This window comes from Micromonospora sp. CNB394 (genome assembly GCF_000374985.1).
In the GTDB taxonomy this organism is placed as follows: domain Bacteria; phylum Actinomycetota; class Actinomycetes; order Mycobacteriales; family Micromonosporaceae; genus Micromonospora; species Micromonospora marina.
Genome location: NZ_KB895838.1, coordinates 79,503 through 104,730 on the forward strand (window position 1 = coordinate 79,503; position 25,228 = coordinate 104,730).

A 25,228-nucleotide genomic window follows, 5' to 3' on the forward strand; every position below is an offset into this window, starting at 1 on the left:
CCCCCCGATGCCGGTCGCTGCCGCCATGCCCCTGTCCCGGGCCCCGCTGGCCCGCCCGGCGGGTGACGCGTTCAGCCTGATCTTCACCACTCTGCCGGCGCTGCTGCGGCTCACCTGCGGCCTGGTCGGTGCGGTGGTCGCACTGTCGGTGCGTACGCCGCCGGTGCGGGTGGCGCTGCTGGTTCCCGCGATCGTCGTGCTGACCTCCTGGTCGGTCTGGTACGCGTTCCGCGCGTTCCGGCACGGCATCGGCGGCGCGCTGGTCGCCGGTGACGTGGCGCTGACCACCGTCGCCGCGCTCGCCGTCCCGTGGCTCGTCGCGCCGGAGGTGCTGCCGGGCGAGGCGAGTTGGATCGCGGTGCTGGCCAGCTCGACAGTCATCAACGCGCAGGCCACCGCCCCGGCCCGCTGGTCGGTGCCGGCCGCCCTGCTGGTCACCGTCGCGTACGTCACCGGCACCACGCTGGCCGGTGACCCGGTCGAGGCGCGGGCGCACGCCGGGACGCTGCTGGTGCAGACCGGCAGCGCGGCGGTTATGACGGCGGTGATGCGCCGCCGGATCGTCCGCGCCGACACCGCGTTCGCCGACTACCAGCGTCTGTCCCACGAGGCGGTGGTGGCGCGCGCCGCCCGCGAGGCGGAACGGCGGCAGAACCGCGACCTGCACGACACCGTGCTGGGCACGCTCACCATGGTCGGCCTCGGCGCGGTGCCCGACTCGGCGACGTTGCGCGAGCGGTGCGCGGATGATCTGCGTACCCTCTCCGTCCTGGCGGGCGCGCGGACCGCGTCCGCGGCCGGCGAGACCGACCTGGACGAACGGCTGCGCGACGTGCTCGCCGGGACGCCCGGGCCGGCGGTGACCGCGACGCTTGCGCCGTGCCGGCTGCCGGCGGAGGTCGCCACGGCGCTCGCCGACAGCGCCGCCGCCGCGCTGGCGAACGTGGCACGGCACGCGGCGGGCGCGGCCACGTCGCTGCGTCTGGCCCGCGAGGGCGGCACCGTCGTGGTCGAGGTGGTCGACGACGGTCCCGGTTTCGACCCGACCACGGTCCCGGCCCACCGGTACGGGCTGCGCGAGTCGATCCACGGCCGGATGAGCACTGTGGGTGGCCAGGCGGTGGTGACTTCCGCCCCTGGCGCCGGCACCCGGATCCGGCTGGAGTGGTCCGATGGCGAGTGAGTCGGGTACCGCGGTGACGGCCGGCCCCGCGCTGCGTCCGCTGCCCCGGCCGCGGGAGGCGACTCGCTCCGCAGCGGCCACCGCCCCGCCGGAGGCGCACGCGGTCGCCGACGCGTCGGACGGTGGCGCGCGGATCGCCGCGATCGTCATCGCGGCGGCCTGGCACCTGGCGGTCGCGCTGCCGGCGGTGTTGCGGGCGGGACCGGGGATGGCCGTCCCGGCCGTGGTGGCGGCGGGCTGGCTGGTGACCACGCTGGTCGGGGTCGGGGCTGCCCTACGGCTGCTGCGCGGCGGGCTGCCGGCGGCCGGGCCGCTGGCCGCGGCGCTGCTGGTGGTCGACGCGGCGGTGGTCGCCGGGGCCGGCGAGCGGTTCCTGTTCAGCACCGCCAACTGGGTGTGGGGCGGCCTGGCCTGGTTCTTCCTGCTGGTGCTCTGGCGGCGGCCGGTGCGCTGGCTGCTGGTCATGCTCGCCGCGCACGGCACGATCGCGCTGGCCGCTGTAGTGCTGTACGGGGCGACCGGCCCGGCCGACCTGAGCCGGGCCGCGATGTATCTCTACGGCACCTCCACCCTGCCGGTGGCGGTCTTCGTCGGCGCGGCGGCGCTCACCGCGCAGGCCCGGGACCGGGCGGCCACCGCGGCGGCGACGCTCGCCGTGGCGGCGGAGCAGGCGGCGGCCGAGCGGGCCCGCACCGAGCGGCAGGCGCGGCTGGCGCTGGTCAGCGGCACCGCCGAGGAGGTGCTGGCCGAACTGGCGGCGGGCGACGCCGACCCGGCCGACCCGGCGGTACGGCGGCGCGCGGTGCTGGCGGCAGCCCGGCTGCGCCGGCTCATCGCCGAGTCGGACGACGTGCCGGACGCGCTGCTGCACGAACTGCGCGCGGCGGCCGACCTGGCGGAGCGGAACGGGCTGCCGATCGACCTGGTGTCGGTCGGCACGCCACCGGAACTGCCGGTGGAGATCCGGCGCGGGCTGGCCGACCCGCTCACCGCAGCCCTCGCCGCCGCCGAGGGCTGGGCCCGGCTCACCGTGGTCGCGGGCCCGGACGAGGTGGTGGTCAGCCTGGTGACACCGGATCACGACGGCCCGGACGAGCCGACGACCGGCGGGGACTGGCCGGTGGAACACCTGCACGAGCGGGACGGGGAGATCAGATGGACGCAGACCCGCTGGCGGCGGACGTGAACGCCGGAACCCCGATCGGGGTGGCGATCGTGGACGACCATCCGGTGGTGATCGACGGGGTGCGCGCCTGGCTGGCCGGCGAACCCCGGTTGCGGGTGCTGGCCACCGGCGACGACCCGGACTGGGTGCTGCGGGCCGCGCCGTACGCCGAGGTGGTGCTGCTCGACCTTCGCCTGCACGGCCGGATGGTGCTGGACAAGCTGGCCGAGCTGAGCGCGGCCGGGCGCCGGGTGGTGGTCTACTCCGAGCACAGCGACCCGCAGACAATGCTCGCCGCGCTCGACGCCGGGGCGGTCGCGTTCCTGGCCAAGCACGAGGGACGCGAGCACTGCGTGGCCACCGTGCTGGCGGCGGCGAGCGACCGGCCGTACGTGCCGCCGGCGCTGGCCGGCGCGATGGTCGGTGACGCCCGTCCGGACCGTCCGTCCCTGTCGGACAAGGAGCGCGAGGCGCTGCTGCTGTGGTTCCAGTCGATGTCGAAGGCGTCGGTGGCGCGCCGGATGCAGATCAGCGAGCACACGGTGAAGCAGTACGTCGACCGTGCGCGGATCAAGTACACCCGAGCGGGGCGCCCGGCCGCCACGAAGGCGGCACTGCTCGCCCGGGCGATCGAGGACGGACTCGTCCGACCGGAAGATATCGGCATCTACCGGTCGCAGGCGTCGGCCGACCGGCCGACCCCCTAACAGGTGTCATGACAGTCGACCCCGGAACCGGGCAGGCTCACCGTTACCGCCAACCGTCACCGGGAGGTCGCACCGTGCCGGAGGACGCCGCACCCTTCTTCGTCGGACCGCACCGGTTCGACGCCGACGACGACCCCACCCGTCCCGTGCTCGACCGGCGCTACGAGTTGGTGCCCGAGCCGGGCGAACGCCTGCTCGGGCAGCACCGCCTGCGTGTCGCCGGTCACCTGCTCGGCCCGAGCGAGGACGTCCGCTGCTGGTCGCTGCCCGCCCCGGCGACTGTCACAGTGACCGAGCGCCGGCTGGCGTACGTCTGCACCGGATCCGAACTGTCTGTGGTCTCCGGGCGGGACGGCCGGACGGGTGCCCGGCACCGGCGTCCGGTCCGGCTGTCCCGCCTGGTCAGCGGCCAGATCCGCTGGCAGTGGCCGTCCCGACTGGAACTGGTCGAGGTGGGCGACGGCATCGGTGAGTTGCGCATCGTGTGCGACGCGCTGCGCACCATCCGGCAGCCGGCGCTGGCGCTCACCGGCCCGGTCGGTCCGGTCGCCGCGCTGGCCCGGCAGGTACGCCGCGCGGTGGCCGGGTTCCGGCTCGCCAACGCCGAACTGGTGGACCTGTCCCCGCCGGAGCGGGACGTCCTCGCCGTCCGGGTGGCCGCCTCCCCCGGCCCGACGCTGGGCACCGTGACGTTGCCGGGCTCGCTGCCGGTGGAGTTCCTGTCCCGCGACGACTACTACCGTCCGCCGGCGGCCGAGGCGTCGCCGTGGGCGTGGTCGGGCTTCCCCGCCCACGACCAGCCCGGCTCCGCCTGCTGACGCTCCCCCGCGGCGGAACCCGGCGTGGTCAGGAGACGCTGCGGGTGCGACGCTCGGACCGGTCCAGCTCGGCCGCCTCCTCCGGGGTCGGCGCGCTGCCGCCCAGGTGGGCCGGCTGCCACCAGGTGTCGTCCGGGCCGGACGGCTTGTCCGGGTACTCCCGCTGGGCCCGGTCGACGAGCGCCGACAGCCGGGTACGCAGGTCGGCGGTCATGACCGTGGCGTCCGGGTAGGCGGCCGGGTCCATCGGCTCGCCGACGACGATGGTGATCGGCGTGTGCCGGCGGGTCAGCGTGCGCGGGCGGCCCTTGGTCCACAGCCGCTGGGTGCCCCAGAGCGCGACCGGCAGCAGCGGCACGTTCGCCTCCTGCGACATCCGGGCCGCGCCGTTCTTCAGGTCCTTCACCGTCAAGGAGCGGCTGATCGTCGCCTCCGGGAAGACGCCGACCACCTCGCCCCGGCGCAGCGCGCCGACAGCGGCGGCGTACGAGCCGGCCCCGGCGGCGCGGTTGACCGGGATGTGCTTCATGCCGCGCATCAGCGGCCCGGAGACGCGGTGCCGGAAGACGCTGTCCTTGGCCATGAACCGAACCAGCCGCCGGGCCGGGTGCGCGCCGTAGCCGCAGAAGATGAAGTCGAGGTAGCTCACGTGGTTGGACGCGAGGACGGCGCCGCCGGTGTGCGGCACGTGCTCGCTGCCGGACACGTCCAGGCGCAGGTCGAGGAGCCGGAACATCGTCTTCGCGGCGGTGATCACAGGGGGGTACACGAGTTCCGACATGTCGAAACTTTACCCCGGGTAGGTTACGCGACCGTAGGGCCGATCTGCCCTCGGCAGACCGGGTCGCGCCCCGGCCCGGACGCGGCGACGATGGCGCCGTGACCGACCGCGCGGTGCTGCTGCTCCGGGGGCGCGACGACGAAGCGGTGCCCGCCGCCCAACCGGTCGAGCTGACCGGCCGGCTGCTCGCCGCCGGGCACCCGGCGCATCTGTGGCTCACGCACGGCGGTCACGCGCTCGACCTGGCCCGGCCCGACCTGCGCGCGGCTGCCGCCGCGTTCCTGGACAGCATCCTGCCCGCCGCCGCCGGCGACTAGGTTCGAGGCATGCCGGACCTCGCCGCGATCGTCATCCACTGCCGTGATCCCTACCTGCTGGCTCCGTTCTGGAGTGCGGTCACCGGGATGCCGGTCGCCGAGTCGGACCGGGTGAAGCTCGCCGAGGGCACGCTCGCCCCGGCCGAGGCGGTGCTGCTGCGCGACCCGCACGGGCGGCGCCCGGACCTGTGGATCAGCCCCGCCGACACGCTGCCCGCCCCCGGCCGGATCCACCTCGACCTGGTCGGCGACGCCGAGGAGCGGGCCGCGGTGCTGGAGGCGGGCGCCACGGTCGTCCGCGAGCTGCCGCGCTGGACCGTGCTGGCCGACCCGGAGGGCAACGAGTTCTGCCTGCTCCCGCCGAACGAGGCGCACACCGCGTCGCCACCCGGGCACTGACCCGGCTCAGTCGGCCAGTTCCTCGAGGTCGATCCGGCCCCTGGCGAACGCGTCCACCCGACCCCAGCGGCCCGGGATGTCCAGCACCTCGATCCGTCCCATGCCCACCGGCAGCCGCGGGTCGACCGCCAGGTGCTGTTCGTGCGGCTCCAGACCCAGCATGCTGCGCAGGAGCAGCAACGGCGCGCCCGTGGACCAGGCCTGCGGGCTGCACGCGGTCGGATACTCCACCGGGAACTTGGTCAGCTCGCGCCGGTAGCCGCCGAACGCCTCCGGCAGCCGGCCGTCGAAGTAGGTGGCCGCGTCGAGGATGCCGTTGGCCACGGTGGCGGCCTCCTCGGCGAAGCCGTACCGGCGCAGGCCCCAGGCGACGAACGAGTTGTCGAACGGCCAGATCGTGCCGTTGTGGTAGCCGATCGGGTTGTAGCGGACCTCGCCCTCGGCCAGCGTCCGCACCCCCCAGCCGGACCAGAGCCGGGGGCCGACCAGATGCTCGGCGATCCTCGGCGCCCGCTCGTCGTCCACGATCCCGCTCCACAGCAGGTGGCCGATGTTGGAGCTGAGCACCTCGCACTGGCGCCCGTCCGGGTCCAGCGCCAGCGCGTAGAAGCCGCGGTCGGCGACCCACCAGTCGTTGTTGAAGCGCCGCTTCAGCTCCGCCGCCCCGCGTTCCAGCTGATCGGCGTACGCGGGGTCGCCCCAGAACTCCCGGGCCATCCGGGCGGCCCGCACCTTCGCGTCGTACGCGTACCCCTGCACCTCGCAGGTGGCCCGCGGGAACGGCGGCAGCGTGCCGTCGGCGTACGAGATGGAGTCCCACGAGTCCTTCCAGCACTGGTTCTCCAGGCCGGTGTCGGTGTTGCGCCGCTCGTACCAGATGTAGCCGTTGCCGAGCAGGTCGGCGTAGTCGTCGATCCACTTGAGCGCGGCCCGGCACTCCCGTTCCAGCTCCTTGACCAGCGCGCCGTCGCCGCTCCACCGCTCGTACTCGTCGAGCAGCACCACGAACAGCGGGGTCGCGTCCACCGAGCCGTAGTACGGCGAGTGCGGCTGCTCCTCGAACGCGGCGGTCTCGCCGTACCGCATCTCGTGCAGGATCCGGCCCGGATCCTCGTCCCGGAAGTCGTCGAACCGGGTGCCCTGGAGCGCGGCGAGGATGCGCAGCGTGGTCTTCGACATCTCCGGCGCGAACGGCAGCACCTGCAGGCAGGTGAGGATGCTGTCCCGGCCGAACATGGTCATGAACCAGGGCAGGCCGGCCGCGGGCAGCGTCTGCCCGCCGAGCGACAGCGGCGAGAAGCGCAGCGCCGCGAGGTCGACCAGGCTCCGCCGATACGTCGCGGCGACCCGGTCGTGCTCGCTGTTCACCTTCGGGGCCCGGCTGATCCACTCCTCCAGGTCGTGCTGGAGCGCGAGCCGCTCGGTGCCGTGCGCGCGCAGTCCCATCCGCAGGTCCCGGCCGCCGGGGCCGATCGCGAACGTCTGCACGTCGATGACGGCGTCCCACTGCTCGTTCGGTTCCAGCCGGATGCTCCACGCGAAGCCCCGCTGGTCGTAGCGGGCCGGCTGGTCGGCGGAGACGATCGTCTCCCGCCGGAAGTTGCCGCGCCGGTAGCCCAGGCGCAGCCGGTCCGACTCAGCCTCGGCGTAGTGTTCGCCCTTCTTGTTCAGAATCTCGTCCTTGACCTGGAACAGGTCGGCGAAGTCGGACCCGGCGTCCATCCGGATCTGCAGGTCGACCGCCTTCTCGTCGTGGTTGAGGATGGTCAGCGTCTCGCGGAAGCTGCCGCCGACCGCCCGCTCCCGGATGATCGACAGCTTCGCGTCGACGTAGTGCGTGGCCATGCCGGGCACCAGGAAGAACCGGGCCTCGTAGTACTGGAGGTCGTCGTAGGACAACGCGTTGAGCCGCTCGCCGTTGACGGTGAGCACCCACTTCGACAGGTACCGCGTGTCGAGCGAGAACAGGCCGGTCGGCTCGTTCGGTGTGGCCTCGATGTCGCCGGTGTCCTCGCTGACCACGAACGTGTTGCCGTCCAGGATCCGGACGGTGTTGTTCCCGGGCATCAGGCACCCCTCCCGCTGAACGTGTGGTGCGGTCCGCGGGAGTCCGGCGGACCGGGGAAGACCCGCTCGACCTGCAACACGAGCCGCAGGTCACCCATGACTGTCATGTCACCGCGCAGCAGCGCCGCGATGGCGTTCTCCTCACCGCCGACCAGCTCGGCGAACAGGCGCGGCTCGGTGCCGACCACCGTGTCCGCCTCGCCGTCCGCCTGCCGGACCCGCAGACTGCCGTGATCGATCTCCAGCACCCAGTGCGTGGTGTGCGGGCCCTCGTGCAGGTCGAAGCGGAGCGTTCCGGATGTCTTGGCCAGCAGGGGCTCGAACCCCCGCCGATCCAGGTCCTCGAAGAATCTCGTGGTCGTGTCCACCATCCGAGCGACTCCTCCCGCGTCAGCGGTCTGCCTGTCCGAGGCCCGTGTCCCCGCCGAATCGGGGGCCAACCTCGCCCGAACCGGGTGAGCGCGGCGCACCGTCGCGACGCGCGACGCCGGCCCCCGAACCGGGAGCCGGCGTCATCGCGGCGGACAGGTCTAGTTGTTGGGGTCGTCGGCGCTGATGTCGGCGAGCACCGACTGGGGTTCCCGCTCCACCGCCAGGTCACCCATGGAGACCAGGCCGACCAGACGGCCGTCGTCGACCACCGGGAGGCGACGGACCGCGTACGTGCGCATCAGGTCGGCGGCGGCCACTGCGTCGTCGTACTGGCTGACCGTCACCACGTCCTTGGTGGTGATCTGGTTGAGCCGGGTGGCGGTGGGGTTCATGTTCTCGGCCACGCCCCGTACCGTGATGTCCCGGTCCGTCACGATGCCGACCACGTCGTCGCCGTCGGTCACCACCACGTCGCCGATGGCGCCGTCGCGCATCTCCTGCGCGGCGGCCATGAGCGTGTCGTTGCCGTCCATCGTCACCAACCGGGTCGTCATGAACTCTCCGACCGTTGTCATGGTGCTCCCCTCTCGGTGTCGGCACCGCGGTCTACCCGCCGCCGCGGGCGGGGTAACGCGGGCGCCGCCGGGATGCCCAGCACCACGCCCACCAGATCGGCGACCGCGTCCGCGAGCCCGCTTGCAGCGCGCGGCATCCCGCCCGGCGCCGTTCTCCGGCACCCGCGGGGCCAGCACCAGCAGCGTGGTCAGCGCTCGGCGGCGACCAGCTCGGCGAGCTGCACGGCGTTGAGCGCCGCGCCCTTGCGCAGGTTGTCGTTGGAGCAGAACAGCGCGAGCCCGTGCTCGACGGTCTCGTCGGCCCGGATCCGGCCGACGTACGTCGGGTCCTGGCCGGCCGCCTCCAGCGGCGTCGGCACGTCGCGCAGCGCCACGCCGGGCGCGCCGTCGAGCAGCTCACGGGCCCGGGCCGGGTCGATCGGCCGGGCGAACCGGGCGTTGATCTGCAGCGAGTGGCCGGTGAAGACCGGCACCCGCACGCACGTGCCGGAAACCTTCAGCCCGGGGATCTCCAGGATCTTGCGGCTCTCGTTGCGCAGCTTCTGCTCCTCGTCCGTCTCGAAGGAGCCGTCGTCGACTATCGAACCGGCCAGCGGGAGCACGTTGAAGGCGATCGGACGGGCGAACGAGCGCGGCGCCGGGAACTCCACCGCCCCGCCGTCGAAGGCGAGCGAAGCGGCGTCCTCGGCCACCTTGCGGACCTGCTCGTCCAGTTCCGCCACACCGGCCAGGCCGGCGCCGGAGACCGCCTGGTAGGTGGCGACGACGAGGCTGACCAGCCCGGCCTCGTCGTGCAGCGGGCGTAGCACCGGCATGGCGGCCATCGTGGTGCAGTTCGGGTTGGCCACGATGCCCTTCGGGCGGTCCGCGACCGCGTGCGGGTTGACCTCGGCCACCACCAGCGGCACCTGCGGGTCCATCCGGAACGCCGAGGAGTTGTCGATCACCACGGCGCCGGCCTCGGCGACCCGGGGAGCCAGTTCCTTCGCGGTGCCCTTGCCCGCCGAGAAGAGCACGATGTCCAGGCCGCGGTAGTCAGCGGTGTCCGCGTCCTCCACGGTGACCTCGCCGTCGCGCCAGGGCAGCGTGCGCCCGGCCGACCGGGCCGAGGCGAACAGGCGCACCTGCTCCGCCGGGAACTCGCGCTCCGCCAGCACCTGCCGCATGACGCCACCGACCTGACCGGTGGCTCCCACAATGCCGATCCTCATGCCCGCGAGGCTACCCATCCGGGCGGTGCGGGTGGGAAACGTTTCCCACCGCGCGGATGCGGGGCGACGGGAATCACAGGCCGCCGCCCCGCCCGGTCACGTGTGGTCGACCACCTCGCCGAGACCGCTGGCGACCAGCTCGTCCCGGACGACCGCCGCGTCCCCCTCGATCACCATGGTCAGCGACTCGGGGTGCAGGTAGGTCGCGGCCGCCGCGGAGACGTCCTCGACGGTCGCCGCGAGCAGCTGCTCCCGCAGCCGCGCGTGGTAGTCGTCCGGCAGGTCGTGCACGACCAGCGTGCTCAGCGCCGCGGCGATGGCCCGCGGGCTCTGCAACTCGACCGAGAGCTGCCCGGCGCGCCAGGAACGCGCCACCTCCAGCTCGTCCTCGGTGACACCGGTCAGCTGGGTACGCGAGACCTCGCCCACCGACTCGACGAGCGCCGGCGCGGTCACCGCGGTCTGCACGCCGGAGCTGACCGCGAACCGGCCGAACCGGCGGGACGAGGCGAAGTCCCCCCGGATCCCGTACGTGTAGCCGCGTACCTCGCGGATCAGGTGGTTGAGCCGGGACGTGAACGCGCCGCCGAGCACGGTGCCGGCGAGCGTCATCGGCACGTGGTCGGGATGGGCGCGGTGCGGGGACGGATGGCCCAGCCGCAGCGTCGACTGCACCGAGCCGGGCCGGTCCACCAGGATGATCCGCCGCTGCCCGGCCAGCGGCACCTCGACCGGGCCGCCGCGTTCCACCGGACCGCCGCCCGCGCCGGCGAACGCCGTCGCGGCGAGCGCGTCCAGGTCGATCCGCTCCAGGTCACCGGCGACGACGAGCGTGCCGGGGCGGATGAACCACTCCGAGTGGAAGACGGTCACGTCGTCCACCTCCAGCGCGGCGACGCTGTCCGGGTCGCCGTAGAGCGGGCGGCCCCACCGGTGCTGCGCGCCGAACAGCTCGGCCCGCAACACCGCGTCGGCACGCGGGCCGGGGTTGGCCCAGTCCATCCGCAGCGCGGTGGCCTCGTCGTCGCGTACGCGCAGCACGTCGGCCGGGTCGAGCCGGGGGGTACGGACCGCCTCGGCCAGCAGCTCCACGGCGGCGGTCAGCCGGTCCACCGGCACCTGCACGCTCACCTGGAACGAGTCCCAGTCCAGCCCGGTCGCCAGCTCGGTGCCGAGCGCCTCGATGGCCAGCGCGTACGCGGTGGCGTCCCGCTGCGCGGTGCCCTCCTCCAGCGCCTTGGCCAGCACCGCGCCGAGGCCCTCCTTGCCGACCGGCTCCCGGCCCGCGCCGCCGTCGAGCAGCAGCAACGCGACGGCGAGGTTCTGCCCGGGCAGGTGCGCGGCGACCACCTGGCCGCCGGCCGCCGTCCGCCGGACCACCTGCGGGAACCGGTAGGCGCGGGCGGCGCCGGGGCCGGGACGGGTGGTGATCAGCGACATCAGTTCTCCTCGGGCAGGTAGGTCAGGATGACCCGGTCGGCGGCGCCGAGCAGTTCGGCGGCCTGCTCGGCGATCTGCTCCGCGGTCACCGCGAGCCAGGCCGGCAGCCGGTCGGCCGCACGGGCCGGGTCACCGAACTGGGTGGCGTACCGGCCGAGCGTGTCGGCCCGGCCGTCGACGGTGGACATCTGCCGCCACCACATGGTGCTCAGCAGCGCCTTGGCGCGGTCCAGCTCGGCGGCGGTCACCGGCACGGTGGCCAGCTCGTCGACCACCTCGGCCAGCCCGTCGCGCAGCCGCTCGGCGCTCACCCCGGGGCGGGCCGTGGCGGTGGCGATCAGCGGGGCGGGCGCGTGCGCCAGGTCCACCCCGTACGCGCCGACCAGGTCCGGCTGGGCGATCCGCTCCCCGTCGGCGAGCCGCTGGTAGAGGCGGCTGCCCCGGCCGCTGCCGAGCACGGTGCCCAGCACCGTGGTCACGTCGTACCCCTGGGTGCCGAACGGGTGGGTGCGGTGCGCGACGTAGACGCGGGGGGCGGGCACGTCGGCGGTGACCGTCTCCACCGCCGGGCGGCCGGTGGCCGGCACGGTCCGGCCGTCCGGCGCGGCCGGGATGTCGGCGCGCGCGGCGAGGCCACCGAAGTACTTGTCGGCGAGCGCGAACACCTCCGCCGCATCCGTGTCGCCGACCACCGTGAGGACGGCGTTGTTCGGCGCGTAGTAGGTGCTGTGGAACTCCTGGAAGGTGGCCAGGTCGGCGGCGTTCAGGTCGGCCATCGACCCGATCGTCGCGTGGTGGTACGGGTGGCCGGGCGGGTAGAGCAGCGGCAGCAGGCGCAGCCACGCGTCGCCGTACGGCACGTTCTCGTAGCGCTGCCGGCGCTCGTTCTTCACCACGTCGCGCTGGTTGTCAAGCGTCTCCTGGGTCAGCGCCGGCACCAGCCCGCCCATCCGGTCGGCCTCCAGCCAGAGCGCCAGTTCCAGGTGCTCGGCCGGCACCGTCTCGAAGTAGTTGGTCCGGTCCGGGTTGGTGGTCGCGTTGAGCGAGCCGCCCGCGCCCTGGATCAGCTTCATGTGCTCGGTCTTCGCCACGTTCACCGAGCCCTCGAACATGAGGTGCTCGAAGAGGTGGGCGAAGCCGGTCTGGCCCGCGGGTTCGTGGCGTGAGCCCACGTCGTACCAGAGGTTGACCGCCACCGCCGGGGCGGTGCGGTCCTCGCTCACCACCACACGCAGGCCGTTGTCCAGTCGGGTCGTCTCGATCGGCCAGGGGAAACCGCTGTCGGGCATGAGACGACGCTATCCGATCTCGGAGGCGGAAAGGTGACACGCGCGCCGGAGCATCGTCGGTGCCCGCCGGGGTACCCGTGCGGGCATGGCCGCCACCACACCCTCCGCCGTCGAGCGGGCCGCCGCCGCGCTGGCCCGGCTCCGGCACGCCCGGCTGCTGCACCCGGCCGGGCGCACGTTCGCCGGCCAGGCCCGGATCTGGGGTACGCCGGGACCGCCGACCGGGGTGCCGATGCTCGACCTGCCGGGCCGGTGGCCGGCCACGATCCGCCTGTCCAAGGGCGTGCCGACGCCGGGCCGCTGGCCGGACCTGCTGGGCGTGGCGGTCCGGCTGCACCGCGACCCGGAGCCGCCGGTGGACCTGTTGTGGAGTTCCAGCGGCGCCGCGCCGGTGCTGCGGAACCTGCCGGTGCCCCGGCGGCGCTTCACCGGGACGTACACGTCGATCATGCCGTTCCGGGCCGGCGGACGGCGGCTGCTCCTGGCCGTCCTGGCCGACCCGGAGTCGCCCGACCTGGGTCGCGGCCTGGCCGAGGCGGGCGCGGCGATCTCGGCCGACGAGGCCCGGCTGGTGCTGGCGGTGGCCTCGGCGGTGGGCCGGTGGCGGCCGTTCGGCGAGGTACGCCTCGACGACGAGCGCGGCGCCGCAGAGGACGCCGCGCTCGCGTTCGACCCGATCGGCAACGTGCCGCCGGGGTTGTGCCTGACCGGCCCGCTGGCCCGGCTGCGGGACGACAGTTACCGGGGTTCCCGCCGGGCCCGGGGCGCGGCGCTCAGTCGGGCGGCTCGACGGGGGTGACGGTCTGCTCGGAGGTGCGGTGCTCCAGCACCGTGTCGGGGGCGGCGTTCTGGTCCGCCTCGCGGATGTCGGACTCGGCGAGGATCGCGTCGGCCTGCGCCTGGGCGTCGTCGCTGCCCGCCGCCGCCTCCTCCGGCAGCAGGTGCGCCCGGGATTCGATCCGTTCCTGGTCGCTCTGATGGTGACTCATGGCTGTCCCCATACCCCGCGTTCCAATGTTCGGAACGACAGCGGGCTTTCCGGCGCGCGTCGGGTACGCTGGCCGACGTGACGCGGTCGTATCGATGGTTTAGGCAGCCGGCTGGAGGAGCCGGTGACTCGACCATGAGCTGACGTCACCACCTCTTCGAGCCGGCCGGGCAGGGATCGTTTCCCTGCCCTTTCGTATGCGAGCAGCCGGCTCGATCCCCCGGACCCGGCACGGGGGCACGGTCGGCGGAAGGAATCTCCACCGTGACCACGTCCCAGGACGCCCATCGGGTCATCGACCAGCGCATCGACCGTGTGGTGCCGCTGACCACCCCGGCCCTGCTGCACCACCACCTGCCGCTCGACACCCCGCTGGCGGAGGCCGTCGTGGCGGGCCGGCGGGCCGTCGGCCGGGTGCTGGACCGCGCCGACGACCGGCTGCTCGTCGTCGTCGGCCCCTGCTCCGTGCACGACCCGGCCGCCGCCCTGGAGTACGCGGGCCGGCTGCGCGAGGCCGCCGCCCGGGTCGCCGACGACCTGCTCGTGGTGATGCGTGTCTACTTCGAGAAGCCGCGCTCGACGGTGGGCTGGAAGGGCCTGATCAACGACCCGGCGCTGGACGGCTCCGGCGACGTGAACACGGGCCTGCGTACCGCGCGGGCGCTCCTGCTCGACGTGCTGCGGCTGGGCCTGCCGGTGGGCTGCGAGTTCCTCGACCCGATCACCCCGCAGTACATCGCGGACACGGTGGCCTGGGGCGCGATCGGCGCGCGGACGGTGGAGAGCCAGGTGCACCGGCAGCTCGCCTCCGGGTTGTCCATGCCGATCGGCATGAAGAACCGCCCGGACGGCAGCATCGCCACCGCCGTGGACGCGATCCGGGCGGCCGGTGTGCCGCACGTCTTCCCCGGCATCGACGTCTCCGGCACCCCGGCGATCATGCACACCCGGGGGAACGCGGACGGGCACCTGGTGCTGCGCGGCGGTGGCGGCCGGCCGAACTACGACGCGGAATCGGTGGCCGGGGCGCTGGAGCTGCTGCGGGCGGCGGGACTGCCGGAGCGGGTGGTGGTCGACGCCAGCCACGCCAACAGCGGCAAGGACCACCGCAACCAGCCGCTCGTCGCCGCCGACGTGGCCGCTCAGCTCGCCGCCGGCCAGCGCGGGATCGCCGGCATCATGCTGGAGAGCTTCCTCGTGCCCGGCCGGCAGGACCTGGACCCGACCCGGGAGCTGGCGTACGGCCAGTCGGTCACCGACGCCTGCATCGGCTGGGACACCACCGCCGAGGTCCTGGACCACCTGGCCCAGGCCGTCCGGGCCCGCCGGGCCACGCTCCCGGCACCGGCCTGAGCGGAGTTGGGGAGCGTTTGACCGGTTCGGTGCCGGGTAGGTGGTCGGCGTGACCGATGACGCGCCCGTGACGGAGCAGCCCGACACCAGGCCGCTCGACGACCTGCTCGACGACATCTACCACGGCCAGGAACGGATCACCCAGGCGGACATCTACCGCCGGGCGGTGGCCGCCGAACTCCCGGCGGAGCTGCTCACCCGGATCGCCGCGCTCCCGCAGGGCGAGTACGCGGCGGACGAGGCGGCGGATCTGCTGGGCGGCACGGTCGCCTGAGCCCCCGGAGGACCGAGAGGACGCGACATGACCGACCGCAACCCCGACCACGAGCACCTGGCGGCGCTCGGCCAGCCCCCGGAGGGCGTCGACACGCTGCCGGAGCCGGACTTCGCCAACGAGCACGACCGCACCGCCGTGGACCGGGAGATCATCACCGGCGAGGACGAGGACGAGCGGGAGCCGGAGACGTCGCGCGGCTGGGCCGGCGAGGACCACGGCACCACCCCCACCTGACGGTGGGACGCATGCGAGAGGGGGCCGGCGCGTGCCGGCCCCTCTCGTGTCCACGGGTCACGCCTCGTGGCGACCGCCCTCGGCGGCCTGCTGGGCGACCGCGTACCCCATCTGGAGGAAGTCGGAGGCGGCCACCGCGGTCAGTGCGGTGGCGACCAGCCGGGTCAGCCGGGGCGCCAGCACCAGACCGCCGGTGAGCCCGGTGGCCACCCAGACCGCCAGGCAGAACGGGCAGCTGACCAGCTCGCCGAGCGCGTGCCGGGTCGGGCTGCCCTCGTCGCGGACCTGCTCCATCACCTCGCCACTGCCGATCGGGTGGTCGTAGCGGGTGAACGGCGCCCGCAGCGGGCTGGTGATCGCGTCCTTGGACAGCAGCCGGCTGAGCTTGTGCGTGGCGATCGACAGCAGCACCACGTCCGCGGGCGTGGGCCGCTCGGGCACCGGCCGGCCGGTGGCGCGGACCAGGCCGACGAGAGCGGCGGTCACACCGGCGTACGTGCCCATCGCCTGCAGGTAGCCCTCCAGCGGCCGGTGCTCGTGCGGCGCGTACGCCTGGCGCAGGCGCGCCACCTTCTGCTTCAGGCCACTCCCGGTCAACCCGGCCTCCTCGTGCTCGTCGTGCGGGCCGGCCTCAACCGGCGGTCAGGTTCTCGGCCACCTCGCGGTCGAGGTTGGCCAGGATCTCGTCGGCCAGGTCGTGGTCGGGCCCGGCCAGGTCCAGCCGCACCCGGGCGCCGCCCGCGTCGGCCGGCTCCACGTCGATCTCGGCGGACCAGTCGGCGGCGCTCCACCGGGCCCGCATGTCGTCGGCGTCGACGACCTCCACCTGGCAGGTGCCGGAGTTGCGCAGCCGCTCGGGCAGCCAGGCCGAGGAGCGGTCCGGGTCGGTCGCGGTGTTGAACACCACCTCCGGCGGCGCGGACATGCCGCGCTCGGCGTGGCTGGCCATCAGGCGTCCCGCAACCGGCTCGGGTCGACCTCCCGGCCGGGGTGCCGGGCCAGGTACTCGGTCTCCAGTTCGGCGGTGCGCCGCAGGTGGTTGGCGAGTGCCGAGTCGGTGGCGTGCCGCAGCGTGTCCAGCCGGGTGCGGTGCAGGCTCTGCATCTCCCGGACCAGGTCCTCGTCGCCCAGGTCCGCGGGGTCCACCCCGACCTGCTCTCCGTCGGCGTCGACGGTGCGGGCGTGATCGCCGTCCCACTCCGCGACCCGCTGTTCCGGGCTCGCGTCCCGGCGTACCGATTCGGTCATCGTCGCCCCCTCTTCTCGTTCGGGTTGGCACCTGTTCGGATGCCCACCGGGCGTGTCACCAAACCCGCCCGGACTACGACGCCGCGTCGGAGACGCCCGGCGGTCCCGGTACTCTCGTGGGCATGGAGCGGCTCTGGACACCGGCGTGGATCGTCCGCCACGTGGCCATGGTCGTGCTGGTGGCGGGTTGCCTGGGAATGGGCTGGTGGCAGGTCACCCGCGCCGCCGGGGGCAACGCGATCAGCTTCGGTTACGCGATCGAGTGGCCGGTCTTCGCCGGTTTCGTGATCTTCGTCTGGTGGCGTGAGGTCCGCCAGGCGCTGCGCGCCACCGATCCGGCGCCGCCGGCCGGTCCCGCGCCGTCGGTGACCGCCGGTGCCGAGCCGGTCGCCGCCACCCCGGCGGTACGCCGGCCGGTGCGCGTCGTGCGGGCGCCCGCCGTACCGGCCGACGGGGCGGACGACGCCGAGCTGGCCGCGTACAACCGCTACCTATCCTGGTTGAACGCCAATCCGGGCGCCCGGCCCGGCGACTATCCCGGCTGAGGCCGGTGCGGAAGGACGGACGACGGTGAGCGGAGCCTTTACCCGGTACCGCGTGATCGCCTGGATCGTGGGCGTGGCGCTCGTGGTGCTGGTCCTGATCGGCATGCCGCTGAAGTACGGCTTCGACAACCCGGGCGTGGTGGGCGTGGTCGGCGTGGCGCACGGCTGGCTGTACATGCTCTATCTGGCGCTCACGTTCGACCTGTCCCGCCGGGCGAACTGGCCGCTGAAGCGGATGCTGCTGGTGATGCTCGCCGGCACCGTGCCGTTCGTCTCGTTCTACGCCGAGCGGCGGGTGAGCCACTGGGTGGCCGCCGAGGCCCGGCCGCGTACGCCGGAGCCGGTCGCGGGCTGACCGCCGCTCACCGGGCGGGCCGCCACGGTCCGGCCGCCGGCGGGTCGGCCCAGCCGTCCAGCCGCGCCGCCTCTCTGGCCCGTCCCAGCGCACGGGCGACCTGGCCGAACTGCCGCTCGTCGTCGCTGCTGAACAGCAACACCTCGGTGCCCCGCACCCGTCCCCACAGCTCGTGCGCCGGGGGCCGTACGCGGTCGCCGATCAGCACGAGCAGCAGCGGCACCAGCCCGACCGCCCCGAGCAGGAGGTACGCCCCGGCGGTGAGCCGGTGCAGGCCGCCGGTGAAGCCGAGGAGCAGGCCGACCGCGGCGATCATCGTGGCGGACACGGCGACGGCCCGGATCGCCAGCCGGTCGTGCGGCCCGCGGTCGGTCCGGAGCTGGGTGATCTCGGACACCGGCCAGCTGTTGCGGCCGACGGTGAAGCGTTCGGCGGTGACGACGATCCCGGGCCGGGCGTAGAGCAGCCTGGGCGCGGCGGGTCGCGGCGAGCGGGACGGTTGGGTGGCGGAGCGGTCGGTCTGCACGGCGGCCTCCCGGGAGCAGGGATCCCGTGGTGGGATTTCCCGTCCGGGCTCCATTGTGTTGGGCTCGCGCCACCTGATCTCGGGGTTTGTCGTGACTTCGGCCGGCAGCGCCTGGCGACATCCGCCCAGAACGACGAATCGGGCGGGTCGCCTCATCCACCCACCGGATCCCGCTCATCACTTTCCGCCACTTTGCCAACTTTCGCCCCTGCTTGAACTCCCGGCTACTGCGATCACGGGTTAGGTTGTCCAGGTCGGCCCGGTCGACAGCCGTCCACCCGGACGGCCCCGGGCCGGTGTCGCCGGGTCGTGAACACGCCCGGCGACCGGTGGGAGAGGAGCTTTCCGCTCTTGTCGTCCTTACGGATGCTGCTCCGCTCGCTCGCGGTGGCCGGCCTCTCGGCCGCGCTGCTCGTCCCGGCGCAGGTGGCCCGGGCCGAGCCGACCCCCGCCGAGCTGACGAAGCAGATCGAGAAGTCCTCGACTGAGCTGGAGCGAATCGTCGAGTCCTACAACAAGCTCAACGAGGACATCAAGGCCAACAAGGCCACCGCGGCCGCGTTGGAGGCCCGGATCGGGCCGTTGCAGGAACAGGCCGAACGCAGCCGCGCCGACGTGGGCGTGCTGGCCGCGACGGCGTACAAGACCGGTGGCATGCGCACCGCGGCGGCCCTGCTGGACCCGGGCGGCCAGGCCACGCTGCCGGAGCGGCTGGGCACGCTCGACCAGCTCACCCGCCAGCGGCAGCGCACCATCACCAGCTTCACCGCCGACCAGCAGCGGCTGATCGACCAGAAGACCCGGTTGGACGTCACGCTCGCCCGGGAGGCGGCGCAGGCCAAGCAGCTCAAGTCCGCGAAGACGCGGATCGAGGCGGACCTGTCCGACCTCTACGAGATGCGGCGCAGGGCGTACGGGCGGGCCAACGAGGCGCCCGGCAACCCCAGCTCGGCGGGCAAGCCCCCGGCCGTCTCCGGCGACGCCGGCACGGCCGTGCGGTTCGCCTACGGCGCGGTCGGCAAGCCCTACGGCTACGGCCAGGACGGCCCCGGCAGCTACGACTGCTCGGGCCTGACGCTCGCGGCGTGGCGGGCCGCCGGAAAGTCGCTGCCGCACAGCGCGGCGCGGCAGTGGGGCGTCACCACGCGGATCAGCCGCAGCCAGCTGCAGCCGGGCGACCTGGTGTTCTACTCCGGGCTCGGGCACGTGGCGCTGTACGTCGGCAACGGCCAGATCATCGACGCGCCGAGCGCCGGACGCAACGTCAGCAAGCGCGGCATGAACATCATGTCGATCGCCGGCTACGGCCGGGTCTGAGCACCACGAGAACGGCGAACGGCCGGCGTCCCCCTGTCGGACGCCGGCCGTTCGTCGTTCATTGTTACCAGGTCAGGCCGCCTGGAGCCCTTCCGCGCGAGCCAGCTCACGCAGCCGGCCGAGAGCCTGGATCTCCAGCTGGCGGATGCGCTCGCGGGACAGCGAGAACCGCGACGCGACCTCGGTCAGCGAGTGCTCGCGCCCGTCCTCCAGGCCGTACCGGGCCCGCATGATGCCGGCGGAACGGTCGTCGAGGTGGTTGAGCAGACCCTCGATCCGCTGCCGCTCCAGGCCGGTGAGCACGATCTCCTCCGGCGACGGCGCGTCGCTGTCGGCGACCAGGTCACCGAGATTGGTGTCGCCGTCGTCGCCCACCGGGGTGTCCAGCGAGACGGTGTCCTGCGACCAGCGCACCAGCTCGTTGACCCGCTCGACGGTCACGCCGAGCGCGGTCGCGATCTGCTCCGGCTCCGGGTCGCCGCCCAGCTCACGGGTGAGCTGCCGGGCCACGTTGCGCATCCGGTTGACGTCTTCGACCAGGTGCACGGGCAGCCGTACGGTCCGCTCCTGCTGGGCGATCGCCCGGCTGATCGCCTGGCGGATCCACCAGGTCGCGTAGGTGGAGAACTTGAAGCCACGCTCGTAGTCGAACTTCTCGACCGCCCGGACCAGGCCGGTGTTGCCCTCCTGGATCAGGTCCAGCATGGGCATGCCGGAGCGCACGTAACGCCGGGCGATCGACACGACCAGTCGCAGGTTCGCGCGGATGAACAGGTCCTTCGCGCGCTCACCCTCGACGACCAGCCGCTCCAGGTCCGCCCGGTCGACGCCGTCGGGAATCCGGTCCTCGTCGAGCAGGTGCTCGGCGTAGAGGCCCGCCTCGATCGCCTTGGAGAGGTCGACCTCCCGGGCGGCGTCGAGCAGCGGCGTCCGGGAGATCTCGTGCAGGTAGACGCCGACCAGGTCCCGCTCCTCGGCGACCTCGTCGGTACGCATGCCGATGTTCTTGTCCACGATTGCCACGGTCCCCTCGCTCGCGCCGGTTGCCCGGTTCCTTGCCATCCCCACGTTCATCAGCCCTCCCCGCAACTTCCGCTGTGCCCGTAGGTGCTGACACCTACACAACAGATGTGACGCGTCGGGGATTCCATGTCGTGAGTCGAAACTGTCACGAATGCCTGAGTAGTAGCTGAGAGCCCGGTCCATGTTTCCTGTTACCGGCCCGGTTCGGGCGGCTCGCGGGCGCCGTCTCCGGCGTACTCCGGAGCTGCGAAATCGCCGCTCGCCCATGGAATGGCACCATTGCCTGTTCCATGAACACAGCAAGCCGCGTCACCGAGTCGTTGCGATCCTGGTCACTGCGAAATACGCGCCTGCGGACCGGTCGGTTCAGCCGTGCTCAAGGATTACCCTCCGCCTCGTTGAACAATCCGTGCGGGAGGGGTCGTCCCTCCCTGCACGTGATACGCGTCGCACCCGCCCGGCGGATGCGCCGGGCGGGGATCGGGCGGAACGGGCCAGGCCCGCGGCGGGCGGGGCGGAACGGTCAGGAGGCGAGCAGTTCGAGCGCCCCGCGTACCTGGTGGGCGGAGCGGGCCAGCGCGGCCCGGGCGGCGGGCACCTCGGCGCCGGAGACGAGCGCGACGAGCGCGGTCTTCAGGTCACCGTCGGCCTCCCCCAGGGCGACCCGGCACACCTCCTCGGCGCAGCCGGTGGCCTCCACGAGAATCGAGATCATGCGGCCGCGCAGCTTGGCGTTGGTGGCCACCATGTCGATCATCAGGTTCGAGTAGACCCGGCCCAGACGCACCATCACGGCCGTGGAGAACGTGTTGAGCACCAGCTTCTGCGCCGTGCCGGCCTTCATCCGGGTCGACCCGGTGACCACTTCCGGTCCGGTGTCCACCCCGATGAAGACGTCCACCGACGCGGCGGCCTCGGCCTCCGGATTCGCGCAGAGCAGCACCGTACCGGCCCCCTGCGCCCGGGACGCGGCGAGCGCCCCGAGGACGTACGGGGTGCGCCCGCTGGCCGCCAGGCCCACCACGAGGTCGCCGGGGCGTACGCACTCGACGGCCTCGGCGGCGCCACCGCGCTCGTCGTCCTCGGCGTCCTCGACGGCACGCCACATGGCGTCCGGGCCACCCGCCAGATGCGAGCAGAACCAGTGCCGGGGCGAGTTGAACGTGGGTGCCAGTTCGGCCGCGTCCAGCACGCCGAGGCGACCGGAGGTGCCGGCCCCGAAGTAGTGCACGCGGTGCCCGTCGCGCAGCGCGGAGACGGCCAGGTCGACGGTCTCGGCGATCTCGTCCAGCACGGCGGCGACCGCTGCCGGAACCCGCCGATCGGCCTCGTTGATGACGGTGAGCACGTCCCGGGTGGACATCAGGTCGAGGTCGACGCTGTGCGGGTTGCGCCGCTCGGTCGGCGCGCCCACGCGCACCACCGGTCGCACCGCCGCCACGCCGTCCCGCTCCACCCGACCCGCCGTCATCCCCGCCTCCGCCCGGGGCCGACCCGGCGCGACTGGACCGCCTCGGCGGTGGCCTCCAGGGCCTTCTTCGTCCGGGCCCGGCTGCGGGCGGCCACCCCGACGAAGAGGCAGTCGACCACTGTGAGCTGGGCCAGCCGGCTGGCGGTCGCGCCGGAGCGGTACGTCGTCTCCCGGGCGGCGGTGGTGAGCACGTGGTCCGCGACCTCGGTGATCGGTGAGCGCGGGAAGTTGGTCAGCGCCACGGTGGTGGCGCCGCGCGCCCGGGCCTGCTCCAGCACCTCGATGACGTCCGACGTGGTGCCGGTGTGCGAGATGCCGACCGCCACGTCGCCGCGGCTCAGCAGGGCGGCGGAGGTGAGCGCGGTGTGCACGTCCGGGAAGTAGAACGCGATGCGGCCGATGCGGTGCAGCTTCTGCTGGAAGTCGGAGGCGACGAACCCGCTGGCGCCCGCGCCGTAGACGTCGATCCGCCCGGCCGTGCCGATCGCCTCGACCACCTGCTCGCAGACCGCCGGGTCGAGCTGCTCGGCGGTCTGCTCCACGGCCCGGGCGTCGTTGAACGCGATCGTGGCGATGATCTGGGCGAGGTCCGCGCCCGGCGGGATGTCGCCGCCGACCACCCGCGCGTCCGGCGGCTCGACCCGGCGGGCGGCCTCGGCGGCGAGCCGGATCCGCAACTGGGGGTAGCCGTCCATGCCGACCGAGCGGCAGAAGCGGATCACCGTCGCCTCGGACGTCTCGGCGGCGGTGGCGAGGTCGGTGATCGTACGCCGGGCTGCGTCCGCCGGATCGGCGACGACCAGCCGGGCCACCCGCTGTTCGGCCGGGGACAGCGAGGGCAGCAGGCCGCTGATGTGGACGATCAGTCCACCGGGCTCGTGACTCGCAGAAATCTTCGGACTCTTCGCCACGGATGAAACTTACTTTCACACCGCGTGAGCGTCAACCATGACACCGCGTATCGGGAAATTTACCGTCTTCCGTGCCCGCCCTCCGGGCCAAGGATCCCATTGTCGCAGCCCCACCACCTCATCCGGTCCGGCCGAGTCGCTCCTGCCGCCCGACGTGCCGGTCCGCCGTCACGCGGCCGGGCCTGCCTGGTCGGCCTCGACCGGACGGGCCGGACGGCCCACCGCCGCGCCGCCGGGACGGTTGGCTAGCGTGTGCCCATGACGCAACGCACGGTGCTGGTGACCGGAGGCACGGGTGGGCTCGGCGGCGCGGTCACCGCCGCCTTCCTCGACGCCGGCTGGCGGGTGGTCGTACCCCAGCGGGAGCCCGGGACGGACGACGGCCCGGTCCGGGTCGTGGCCGACCTGCTCACGCCCGAGGGGGCCGCGCGGGCGGTCGGGGCCGCGACCGCCGAGCCGGACGCGCCGCTGCGCGCGGTGGTCAACCTCGTCGGCGGGTACGCCGCCGGCGGCCTGGTGCACGAGACCCCGGTCGACGACTTCGAGCGGATGCTGCGGCTGAACCTGCGCCCGACGTACCTGGTCACCCACGCGGCGCTGCCGCACCTGACGGCATCCGGCGACGGCGCGGTCGTCTGCGTCTCGGCCCGGGCGGCGGTCTCGCCGTTCCCCGGCGCCTCCGGCTACGCCACCGCCAAGGCCGCGGTACGGGCGTTCGCCGACACTGTCGCGGTCGAGTACCGGCAGCGCGGCGTGCGGTGCAACACGGTGCTGCCGAGCGTCATCGACACCCCGGCGAACCGCGCCGCCCAGCCCGGCGCCGACCACGGCCGCTGGGTGCCGCCGGCCGAGATCGCCGAGGTGATCCGCTTCCTGGCCTCCCCCGAGTCGGCGCCCACCAGCGGCGCGAGCATCCCGGTCTACGGGCGGGCCTGAACCGGCACCGGACCGTTCCGCCCGGCGTCACCGGCCGGGCGTCGCGGACCGGCCGGAGCCGGGCCGGGACCGGCGGCCGGGTCTTCGGGCAGCCACTCGCTCAGGTGCGCCCGGATCCGGCGGGCCACCTCCTCCGGCGGTCCGTTGCCGTCCACCACCACGAAGCTGCCGTACTCCGGCAGACCCCGGTACGCGGCGGTCGCGGCGGTCAGCCACTCCATTGTCTCGTGGTCGGTGCCGCGCCGCTCGATCCGCCGGTACGCCTCGGCGGGGTCGACGGTGAGCAGGAACGTCACCCGGGGCGCCGGGAAGATCCGGTACCCGGCCCGGGCCAGCCGCTCCCACCGCTGCCCGCCGTGCGCCCGGATGCTGGCGTACTGGCAGGCGGACCACCTGTCCATCACCGCCGTCCGGCCGGTCACCACGCAGCTGAGCAGCGCGAGCGCGATGGCCAGCCACCGCAGCACCGACTCGACGACGAGCAGGCCGTCGCGCCCGACGAGCCGCTGCGCGTCCGGACGGCCGAACCGCTGGGCGATCCGGCCGAGCCAGCGGCGGCCACCGGCGTTGCGGTGGTACGTGGCGGGACGGCCGGCGGCGGTGAGCGCCTGGGCGAGCCGGTGGGCCTGGGTGGTCTTACCTGAGCCGTCGATGCCGATCAGGGCGACGGCGCGCAGTCGGGCCCTGCCCCGCCGCGTCCGCAGTGAGCTGGCCACCCTCCCGAGGTTATCCGACCGATGCTCACGCGGCCCGTATGTCGCTTTCCTGCTCTGGTGGGGCGATCGCACCGCTACAGGTGTGACCGGAGCGTCCGCCGGGTACGCATCCTGGTCCCACCCCCCATTTTGACGACGAGGGAGCCGCAGATGGCCGAGCGCGGGGACGAGACCCTGGTGCACACGCTGAAGAAGGTCGCCGCCGTGCTCAAACAGTCCGAGATCCCGTTCGCGCTCGGTGGCAGCTTCGCGGTGTACGCGCACGGCGGTCACTCCAGCGACCACGACGTGGACTTCCTGCTCCGCGAGGCGGACGTCGACCGGGCCCTGGAGGCCCTGGTCGAGGCCGGCTTCACCGCCGAGCGCCCGCCGGAGGACTGGCTGGTCAAGGTCTACGACGAGGACCGGATGGTGGACCTCATCCACCGGCCGGTGGAGACGCCGGTGACCGAGGAGACGTTCACCGACACGATCGTGCGCCCGGTCGACGCGATCCACATGCCGGTGCTCTCGGCCAGCCAGCTCATGGTGCACAAGCTGCTCAGCTTCTCCCAGCACTACTGCGACTTCGCCCGGGCCCTGCCACTGGCCCGATCGCTGCGGGAACAGATCGACTGGGAGCGGGTACGGAAGGAGACGCAGCACTCGCCGTACGCGGAGGCGTTCCTGGTGCTGCTGGACCGGCTGGACGTGCTGCCCGGTGGCACGCCCGGCGGAAGGGAGACACTGTGAACGGACTGTCCGGCGACGTTCCCCCCGACGAGTACGTCGAGGCGGAGATCCAGAGCATGCTGGCCGAGGACCCGACCGTGGCCGAGCAGGGCATCACGGTGGTGCGGCGGGAGAACGGACTGGTGCTCTACGGCGAGGTGGAGAGCCCGCACCGGCGGGAGGAGATCCTGCGGCGGGTGGCCGAGCGCTTTCCGGACACCCCCGTGACGAGCGACATCGGGGTGATCCGCACCGAGGCGCCCACCCAGATCGAGGAGCTGCCGTGAGGGAGG

General features: G+C 73.5%; 32 protein-coding genes. 16 read left to right on the plus strand and 16 right to left on the minus strand.

Annotated elements, in window-relative coordinates:
* Positions 1-7 precede the first annotated feature (7 nt).
* The 4 genes from C569_RS0116935 to C569_RS0116950 all read left to right on the plus strand — a co-directional run bounded on the left by C569_RS0116935 (position 8) and on the right by C569_RS0116950 (position 3,873).
* Positions 8-1,183: an ATP-binding protein gene (locus tag C569_RS0116935; protein ID WP_018786964.1), complete on the plus strand. Its 1,176-nt coding sequence runs from the start codon at positions 8-10 to the stop codon at positions 1,181-1,183.
* Positions 1,173-2,369 carry a hypothetical protein gene (locus tag C569_RS0116940; RefSeq protein ID WP_018786965.1) on the plus strand — a complete coding sequence of 399 codons (1,197 nt, stop codon included), beginning with the start codon at positions 1,173-1,175 and terminating at the stop codon, positions 2,367-2,369. The genes C569_RS0116935 and C569_RS0116940 overlap by 11 nt, the downstream gene beginning before the upstream one ends.
* Entirely contained in the window at positions 2,339-3,055 is a 717-nt protein-coding gene (locus C569_RS0116945; RefSeq protein WP_018786966.1) for a response regulator transcription factor, read from the plus strand. The genes C569_RS0116940 and C569_RS0116945 overlap by 31 nt, the downstream gene beginning before the upstream one ends.
* Before the next feature lie 74 nt (positions 3,056-3,129).
* On the plus strand, positions 3,130-3,873 hold the full coding sequence (locus C569_RS0116950; RefSeq protein ID WP_018786967.1) for a hypothetical protein: 744 nt from the start codon (positions 3,130-3,132) through the stop codon (positions 3,871-3,873).
* Positions 3,874-3,901: 28 nt separating this feature from the next.
* On the opposite strand, the gene C569_RS0116955 is transcribed toward C569_RS0116950, so the two are convergent.
* Complete coding sequence (locus tag C569_RS0116955) at positions 3,902-4,654, minus strand: 1-acyl-sn-glycerol-3-phosphate acyltransferase (RefSeq protein ID WP_018786968.1); 753 nt, start codon at positions 4,652-4,654, stop codon at positions 3,902-3,904.
* 98 nt (positions 4,655-4,752) lie between these two features.
* On the opposite strand from C569_RS0116955, the gene C569_RS0116960 reads away from it, so the two are divergent.
* The gene (locus C569_RS0116960; protein ID WP_018786969.1) at positions 4,753-4,971 is read left to right on the plus strand and encodes a hypothetical protein; all 219 of its coding nucleotides are present in this window, start codon (positions 4,753-4,755) and stop codon (positions 4,969-4,971) included.
* Between the two features lie 9 nt (positions 4,972-4,980).
* On the plus strand, positions 4,981-5,370 hold the full coding sequence (locus C569_RS0116965) for a VOC family protein (protein ID WP_018786970.1): 390 nt from the start codon (positions 4,981-4,983) through the stop codon (positions 5,368-5,370).
* Positions 5,371-5,376: 6 nt separating this feature from the next.
* Here C569_RS0116965 and C569_RS0116970 read toward each other — a convergent pair whose 3' ends face one another.
* The 6 genes from C569_RS0116970 to C569_RS0116995 all read right to left on the minus strand — a co-directional run bounded on the left by C569_RS0116970 (position 5,377) and on the right by C569_RS0116995 (position 12,324).
* The gene (locus tag C569_RS0116970) at positions 5,377-7,437 is read right to left on the minus strand and encodes a glycogen debranching N-terminal domain-containing protein (protein ID WP_018786971.1); all 2,061 of its coding nucleotides are present in this window, start codon (positions 7,435-7,437) and stop codon (positions 5,377-5,379) included.
* On the minus strand, positions 7,437-7,808 hold the full coding sequence (locus C569_RS0116975; RefSeq protein WP_018786972.1) for an SCP2 sterol-binding domain-containing protein: 372 nt from the start codon (positions 7,806-7,808) through the stop codon (positions 7,437-7,439). The genes C569_RS0116970 and C569_RS0116975 overlap by 1 nt, the downstream gene beginning before the upstream one ends.
* Positions 7,809-7,967: 159 nt before the next feature.
* The gene (locus C569_RS0116980; protein WP_026268265.1) at positions 7,968-8,384 is read right to left on the minus strand and encodes a CBS domain-containing protein; all 417 of its coding nucleotides are present in this window, start codon (positions 8,382-8,384) and stop codon (positions 7,968-7,970) included.
* Between the two features lie 188 nt (positions 8,385-8,572).
* Positions 8,573-9,595 carry an aspartate-semialdehyde dehydrogenase gene (locus C569_RS0116985; RefSeq protein WP_026268266.1) on the minus strand — a complete coding sequence of 341 codons (1,023 nt, stop codon included), beginning with the start codon at positions 9,593-9,595 and terminating at the stop codon, positions 8,573-8,575.
* 96 nt (positions 9,596-9,691) lie between these two features.
* Positions 9,692-11,035 (minus strand): pitrilysin family protein, encoded by a 1,344-nt coding sequence (locus tag C569_RS0116990; RefSeq protein ID WP_018786975.1) that lies wholly within the window; start codon positions 11,033-11,035, stop codon positions 9,692-9,694.
* Positions 11,035-12,324: a pitrilysin family protein gene (locus C569_RS0116995; RefSeq protein ID WP_018786976.1), complete on the minus strand. Its 1,290-nt coding sequence runs from the start codon at positions 12,322-12,324 to the stop codon at positions 11,035-11,037. Before C569_RS0116995 ends, C569_RS0116990 begins: the two co-directional genes overlap by 1 nt.
* A gap of 85 nt (positions 12,325-12,409) precedes the next feature.
* Here C569_RS0116995 and C569_RS0117000 point away from each other — a divergent pair, with 85 nt between their 5' ends.
* Positions 12,410-13,123, plus strand: coding sequence for a hypothetical protein (locus tag C569_RS0117000; RefSeq protein WP_018786977.1), 714 nt, complete (start codon positions 12,410-12,412; stop codon positions 13,121-13,123).
* Here C569_RS0117000 and C569_RS0117005 read toward each other — a convergent pair.
* Entirely contained in the window at positions 13,098-13,313 is a 216-nt protein-coding gene (locus C569_RS0117005; RefSeq protein WP_018786978.1) for a hypothetical protein, read from the minus strand. The two genes, C569_RS0117000 and C569_RS0117005, sit on opposite strands and share 26 nt — an antisense overlap.
* Positions 13,314-13,567: 254 nt before the next feature.
* Here C569_RS0117005 and C569_RS0117010 point away from each other — a divergent pair, with 254 nt between their 5' ends.
* Genes C569_RS0117010 through C569_RS0117020 form a run of 3 tightly spaced genes read left to right on the plus strand, consistent with a single transcriptional unit; the run spans position 13,568 to position 15,176 of the window.
* Entirely contained in the window at positions 13,568-14,665 is a 1,098-nt protein-coding gene (locus tag C569_RS0117010; protein WP_026268267.1) for a 3-deoxy-7-phosphoheptulonate synthase, read from the plus strand.
* Between the two features lie 40 nt (positions 14,666-14,705).
* The gene (locus tag C569_RS0117015; RefSeq protein WP_018786980.1) at positions 14,706-14,939 is read left to right on the plus strand and encodes a hypothetical protein; all 234 of its coding nucleotides are present in this window, start codon (positions 14,706-14,708) and stop codon (positions 14,937-14,939) included.
* Between the two features lie 27 nt (positions 14,940-14,966).
* Positions 14,967-15,176: a hypothetical protein gene (locus C569_RS0117020; RefSeq protein ID WP_018786981.1), complete on the plus strand. Its 210-nt coding sequence runs from the start codon at positions 14,967-14,969 to the stop codon at positions 15,174-15,176.
* A gap of 57 nt (positions 15,177-15,233) precedes the next feature.
* Here C569_RS0117020 and C569_RS0117025 read toward each other — a convergent pair whose 3' ends face one another.
* The 3 genes from C569_RS0117025 to C569_RS0117035 are packed head-to-tail and all read right to left on the minus strand — an operon-like array spanning position 15,234 to position 16,424.
* On the minus strand, positions 15,234-15,773 hold the full coding sequence (locus C569_RS0117025) for a DUF1360 domain-containing protein (RefSeq protein WP_018786982.1): 540 nt from the start codon (positions 15,771-15,773) through the stop codon (positions 15,234-15,236).
* A gap of 34 nt (positions 15,774-15,807) precedes the next feature.
* The gene (locus C569_RS0117030; protein ID WP_018786983.1) at positions 15,808-16,125 is read right to left on the minus strand and encodes a hypothetical protein; all 318 of its coding nucleotides are present in this window, start codon (positions 16,123-16,125) and stop codon (positions 15,808-15,810) included.
* The gene (locus C569_RS0117035; protein ID WP_018786984.1) at positions 16,125-16,424 is read right to left on the minus strand and encodes a DUF6158 family protein; all 300 of its coding nucleotides are present in this window, start codon (positions 16,422-16,424) and stop codon (positions 16,125-16,127) included. Before C569_RS0117035 ends, C569_RS0117030 begins: the two co-directional genes overlap by 1 nt.
* 122 nt (positions 16,425-16,546) lie before the next feature.
* Here C569_RS0117035 and C569_RS0117040 point away from each other — a divergent pair, with 122 nt between their 5' ends.
* Both C569_RS0117040 and C569_RS0117045 read left to right on the plus strand, forming a co-directional pair.
* Positions 16,547-16,969: a hypothetical protein gene (locus C569_RS0117040; RefSeq protein ID WP_018786985.1), complete on the plus strand. Its 423-nt coding sequence runs from the start codon at positions 16,547-16,549 to the stop codon at positions 16,967-16,969.
* Between the two features lie 25 nt (positions 16,970-16,994).
* Positions 16,995-17,324 (plus strand): DUF3817 domain-containing protein, encoded by a 330-nt coding sequence (locus tag C569_RS0117045; protein ID WP_026268268.1) that lies wholly within the window; start codon positions 16,995-16,997, stop codon positions 17,322-17,324.
* A 7-nt stretch (positions 17,325-17,331) separates the two neighbouring features.
* Here C569_RS0117045 and C569_RS0117050 read toward each other — a convergent pair whose 3' ends face one another.
* Positions 17,332-17,850 carry a DUF6232 family protein gene (locus tag C569_RS0117050; protein ID WP_018786987.1) on the minus strand — a complete coding sequence of 173 codons (519 nt, stop codon included), beginning with the start codon at positions 17,848-17,850 and terminating at the stop codon, positions 17,332-17,334.
* Between the two features lie 351 nt (positions 17,851-18,201).
* Between C569_RS0117050 and C569_RS0117055 the strand changes: the two genes are divergently transcribed.
* Positions 18,202-19,167 (plus strand): C40 family peptidase, encoded by a 966-nt coding sequence (locus C569_RS0117055; protein WP_026268269.1) that lies wholly within the window; start codon positions 18,202-18,204, stop codon positions 19,165-19,167.
* Positions 19,168-19,239: 72 nt separating this feature from the next.
* Here the strand turns inward: C569_RS0117055 and C569_RS0117060 are convergent, their stop codons facing one another.
* The 3 genes from C569_RS0117060 to C569_RS0117070 all read right to left on the minus strand — a co-directional run bounded on the left by C569_RS0117060 (position 19,240) and on the right by C569_RS0117070 (position 22,572).
* Positions 19,240-20,229 carry an RNA polymerase sigma factor RpoD/SigA gene (locus C569_RS0117060; RefSeq protein WP_026268270.1) on the minus strand — a complete coding sequence of 330 codons (990 nt, stop codon included), beginning with the start codon at positions 20,227-20,229 and terminating at the stop codon, positions 19,240-19,242.
* Positions 20,230-20,713: 484 nt separating this feature from the next.
* Complete coding sequence (locus tag C569_RS0117065) at positions 20,714-21,661, minus strand: N-acetylmuramic acid 6-phosphate etherase (protein WP_051090498.1); 948 nt, start codon at positions 21,659-21,661, stop codon at positions 20,714-20,716.
* A complete protein-coding gene (locus tag C569_RS0117070; protein WP_018786991.1) occupies positions 21,658-22,572 on the minus strand; it encodes a MurR/RpiR family transcriptional regulator in 915 nt (304 codons plus the stop codon). Before C569_RS0117070 ends, C569_RS0117065 begins: the two co-directional genes overlap by 4 nt.
* A 258-nt stretch (positions 22,573-22,830) precedes the next feature.
* Here C569_RS0117070 and C569_RS0117075 point away from each other — a divergent pair, with 258 nt between their 5' ends.
* The gene (locus C569_RS0117075; RefSeq protein ID WP_018786992.1) at positions 22,831-23,508 is read left to right on the plus strand and encodes an SDR family NAD(P)-dependent oxidoreductase; all 678 of its coding nucleotides are present in this window, start codon (positions 22,831-22,833) and stop codon (positions 23,506-23,508) included.
* On the opposite strand, the gene C569_RS0117080 is transcribed toward C569_RS0117075, so the two are convergent.
* On the minus strand, positions 23,493-24,224 hold the full coding sequence (locus C569_RS0117080; RefSeq protein WP_018786993.1) for a dTMP kinase: 732 nt from the start codon (positions 24,222-24,224) through the stop codon (positions 23,493-23,495). The genes C569_RS0117075 and C569_RS0117080 overlap by 16 nt on opposite strands.
* Positions 24,225-24,374: 150 nt before the next feature.
* On the opposite strand from C569_RS0117080, the gene C569_RS0117085 reads away from it, so the two are divergent.
* Both C569_RS0117085 and C569_RS0117090 read left to right on the plus strand, forming a co-directional pair.
* Entirely contained in the window at positions 24,375-24,956 is a 582-nt protein-coding gene (locus C569_RS0117085) for a nucleotidyltransferase (protein WP_018786994.1), read from the plus strand.
* 56 nt (positions 24,957-25,012) lie between these two features.
* Positions 25,013-25,222 carry a hypothetical protein gene (locus tag C569_RS0117090; protein ID WP_231394819.1) on the plus strand — a complete coding sequence of 70 codons (210 nt, stop codon included), beginning with the start codon at positions 25,013-25,015 and terminating at the stop codon, positions 25,220-25,222.
* Positions 25,223-25,228 lie beyond the last annotated feature (6 nt).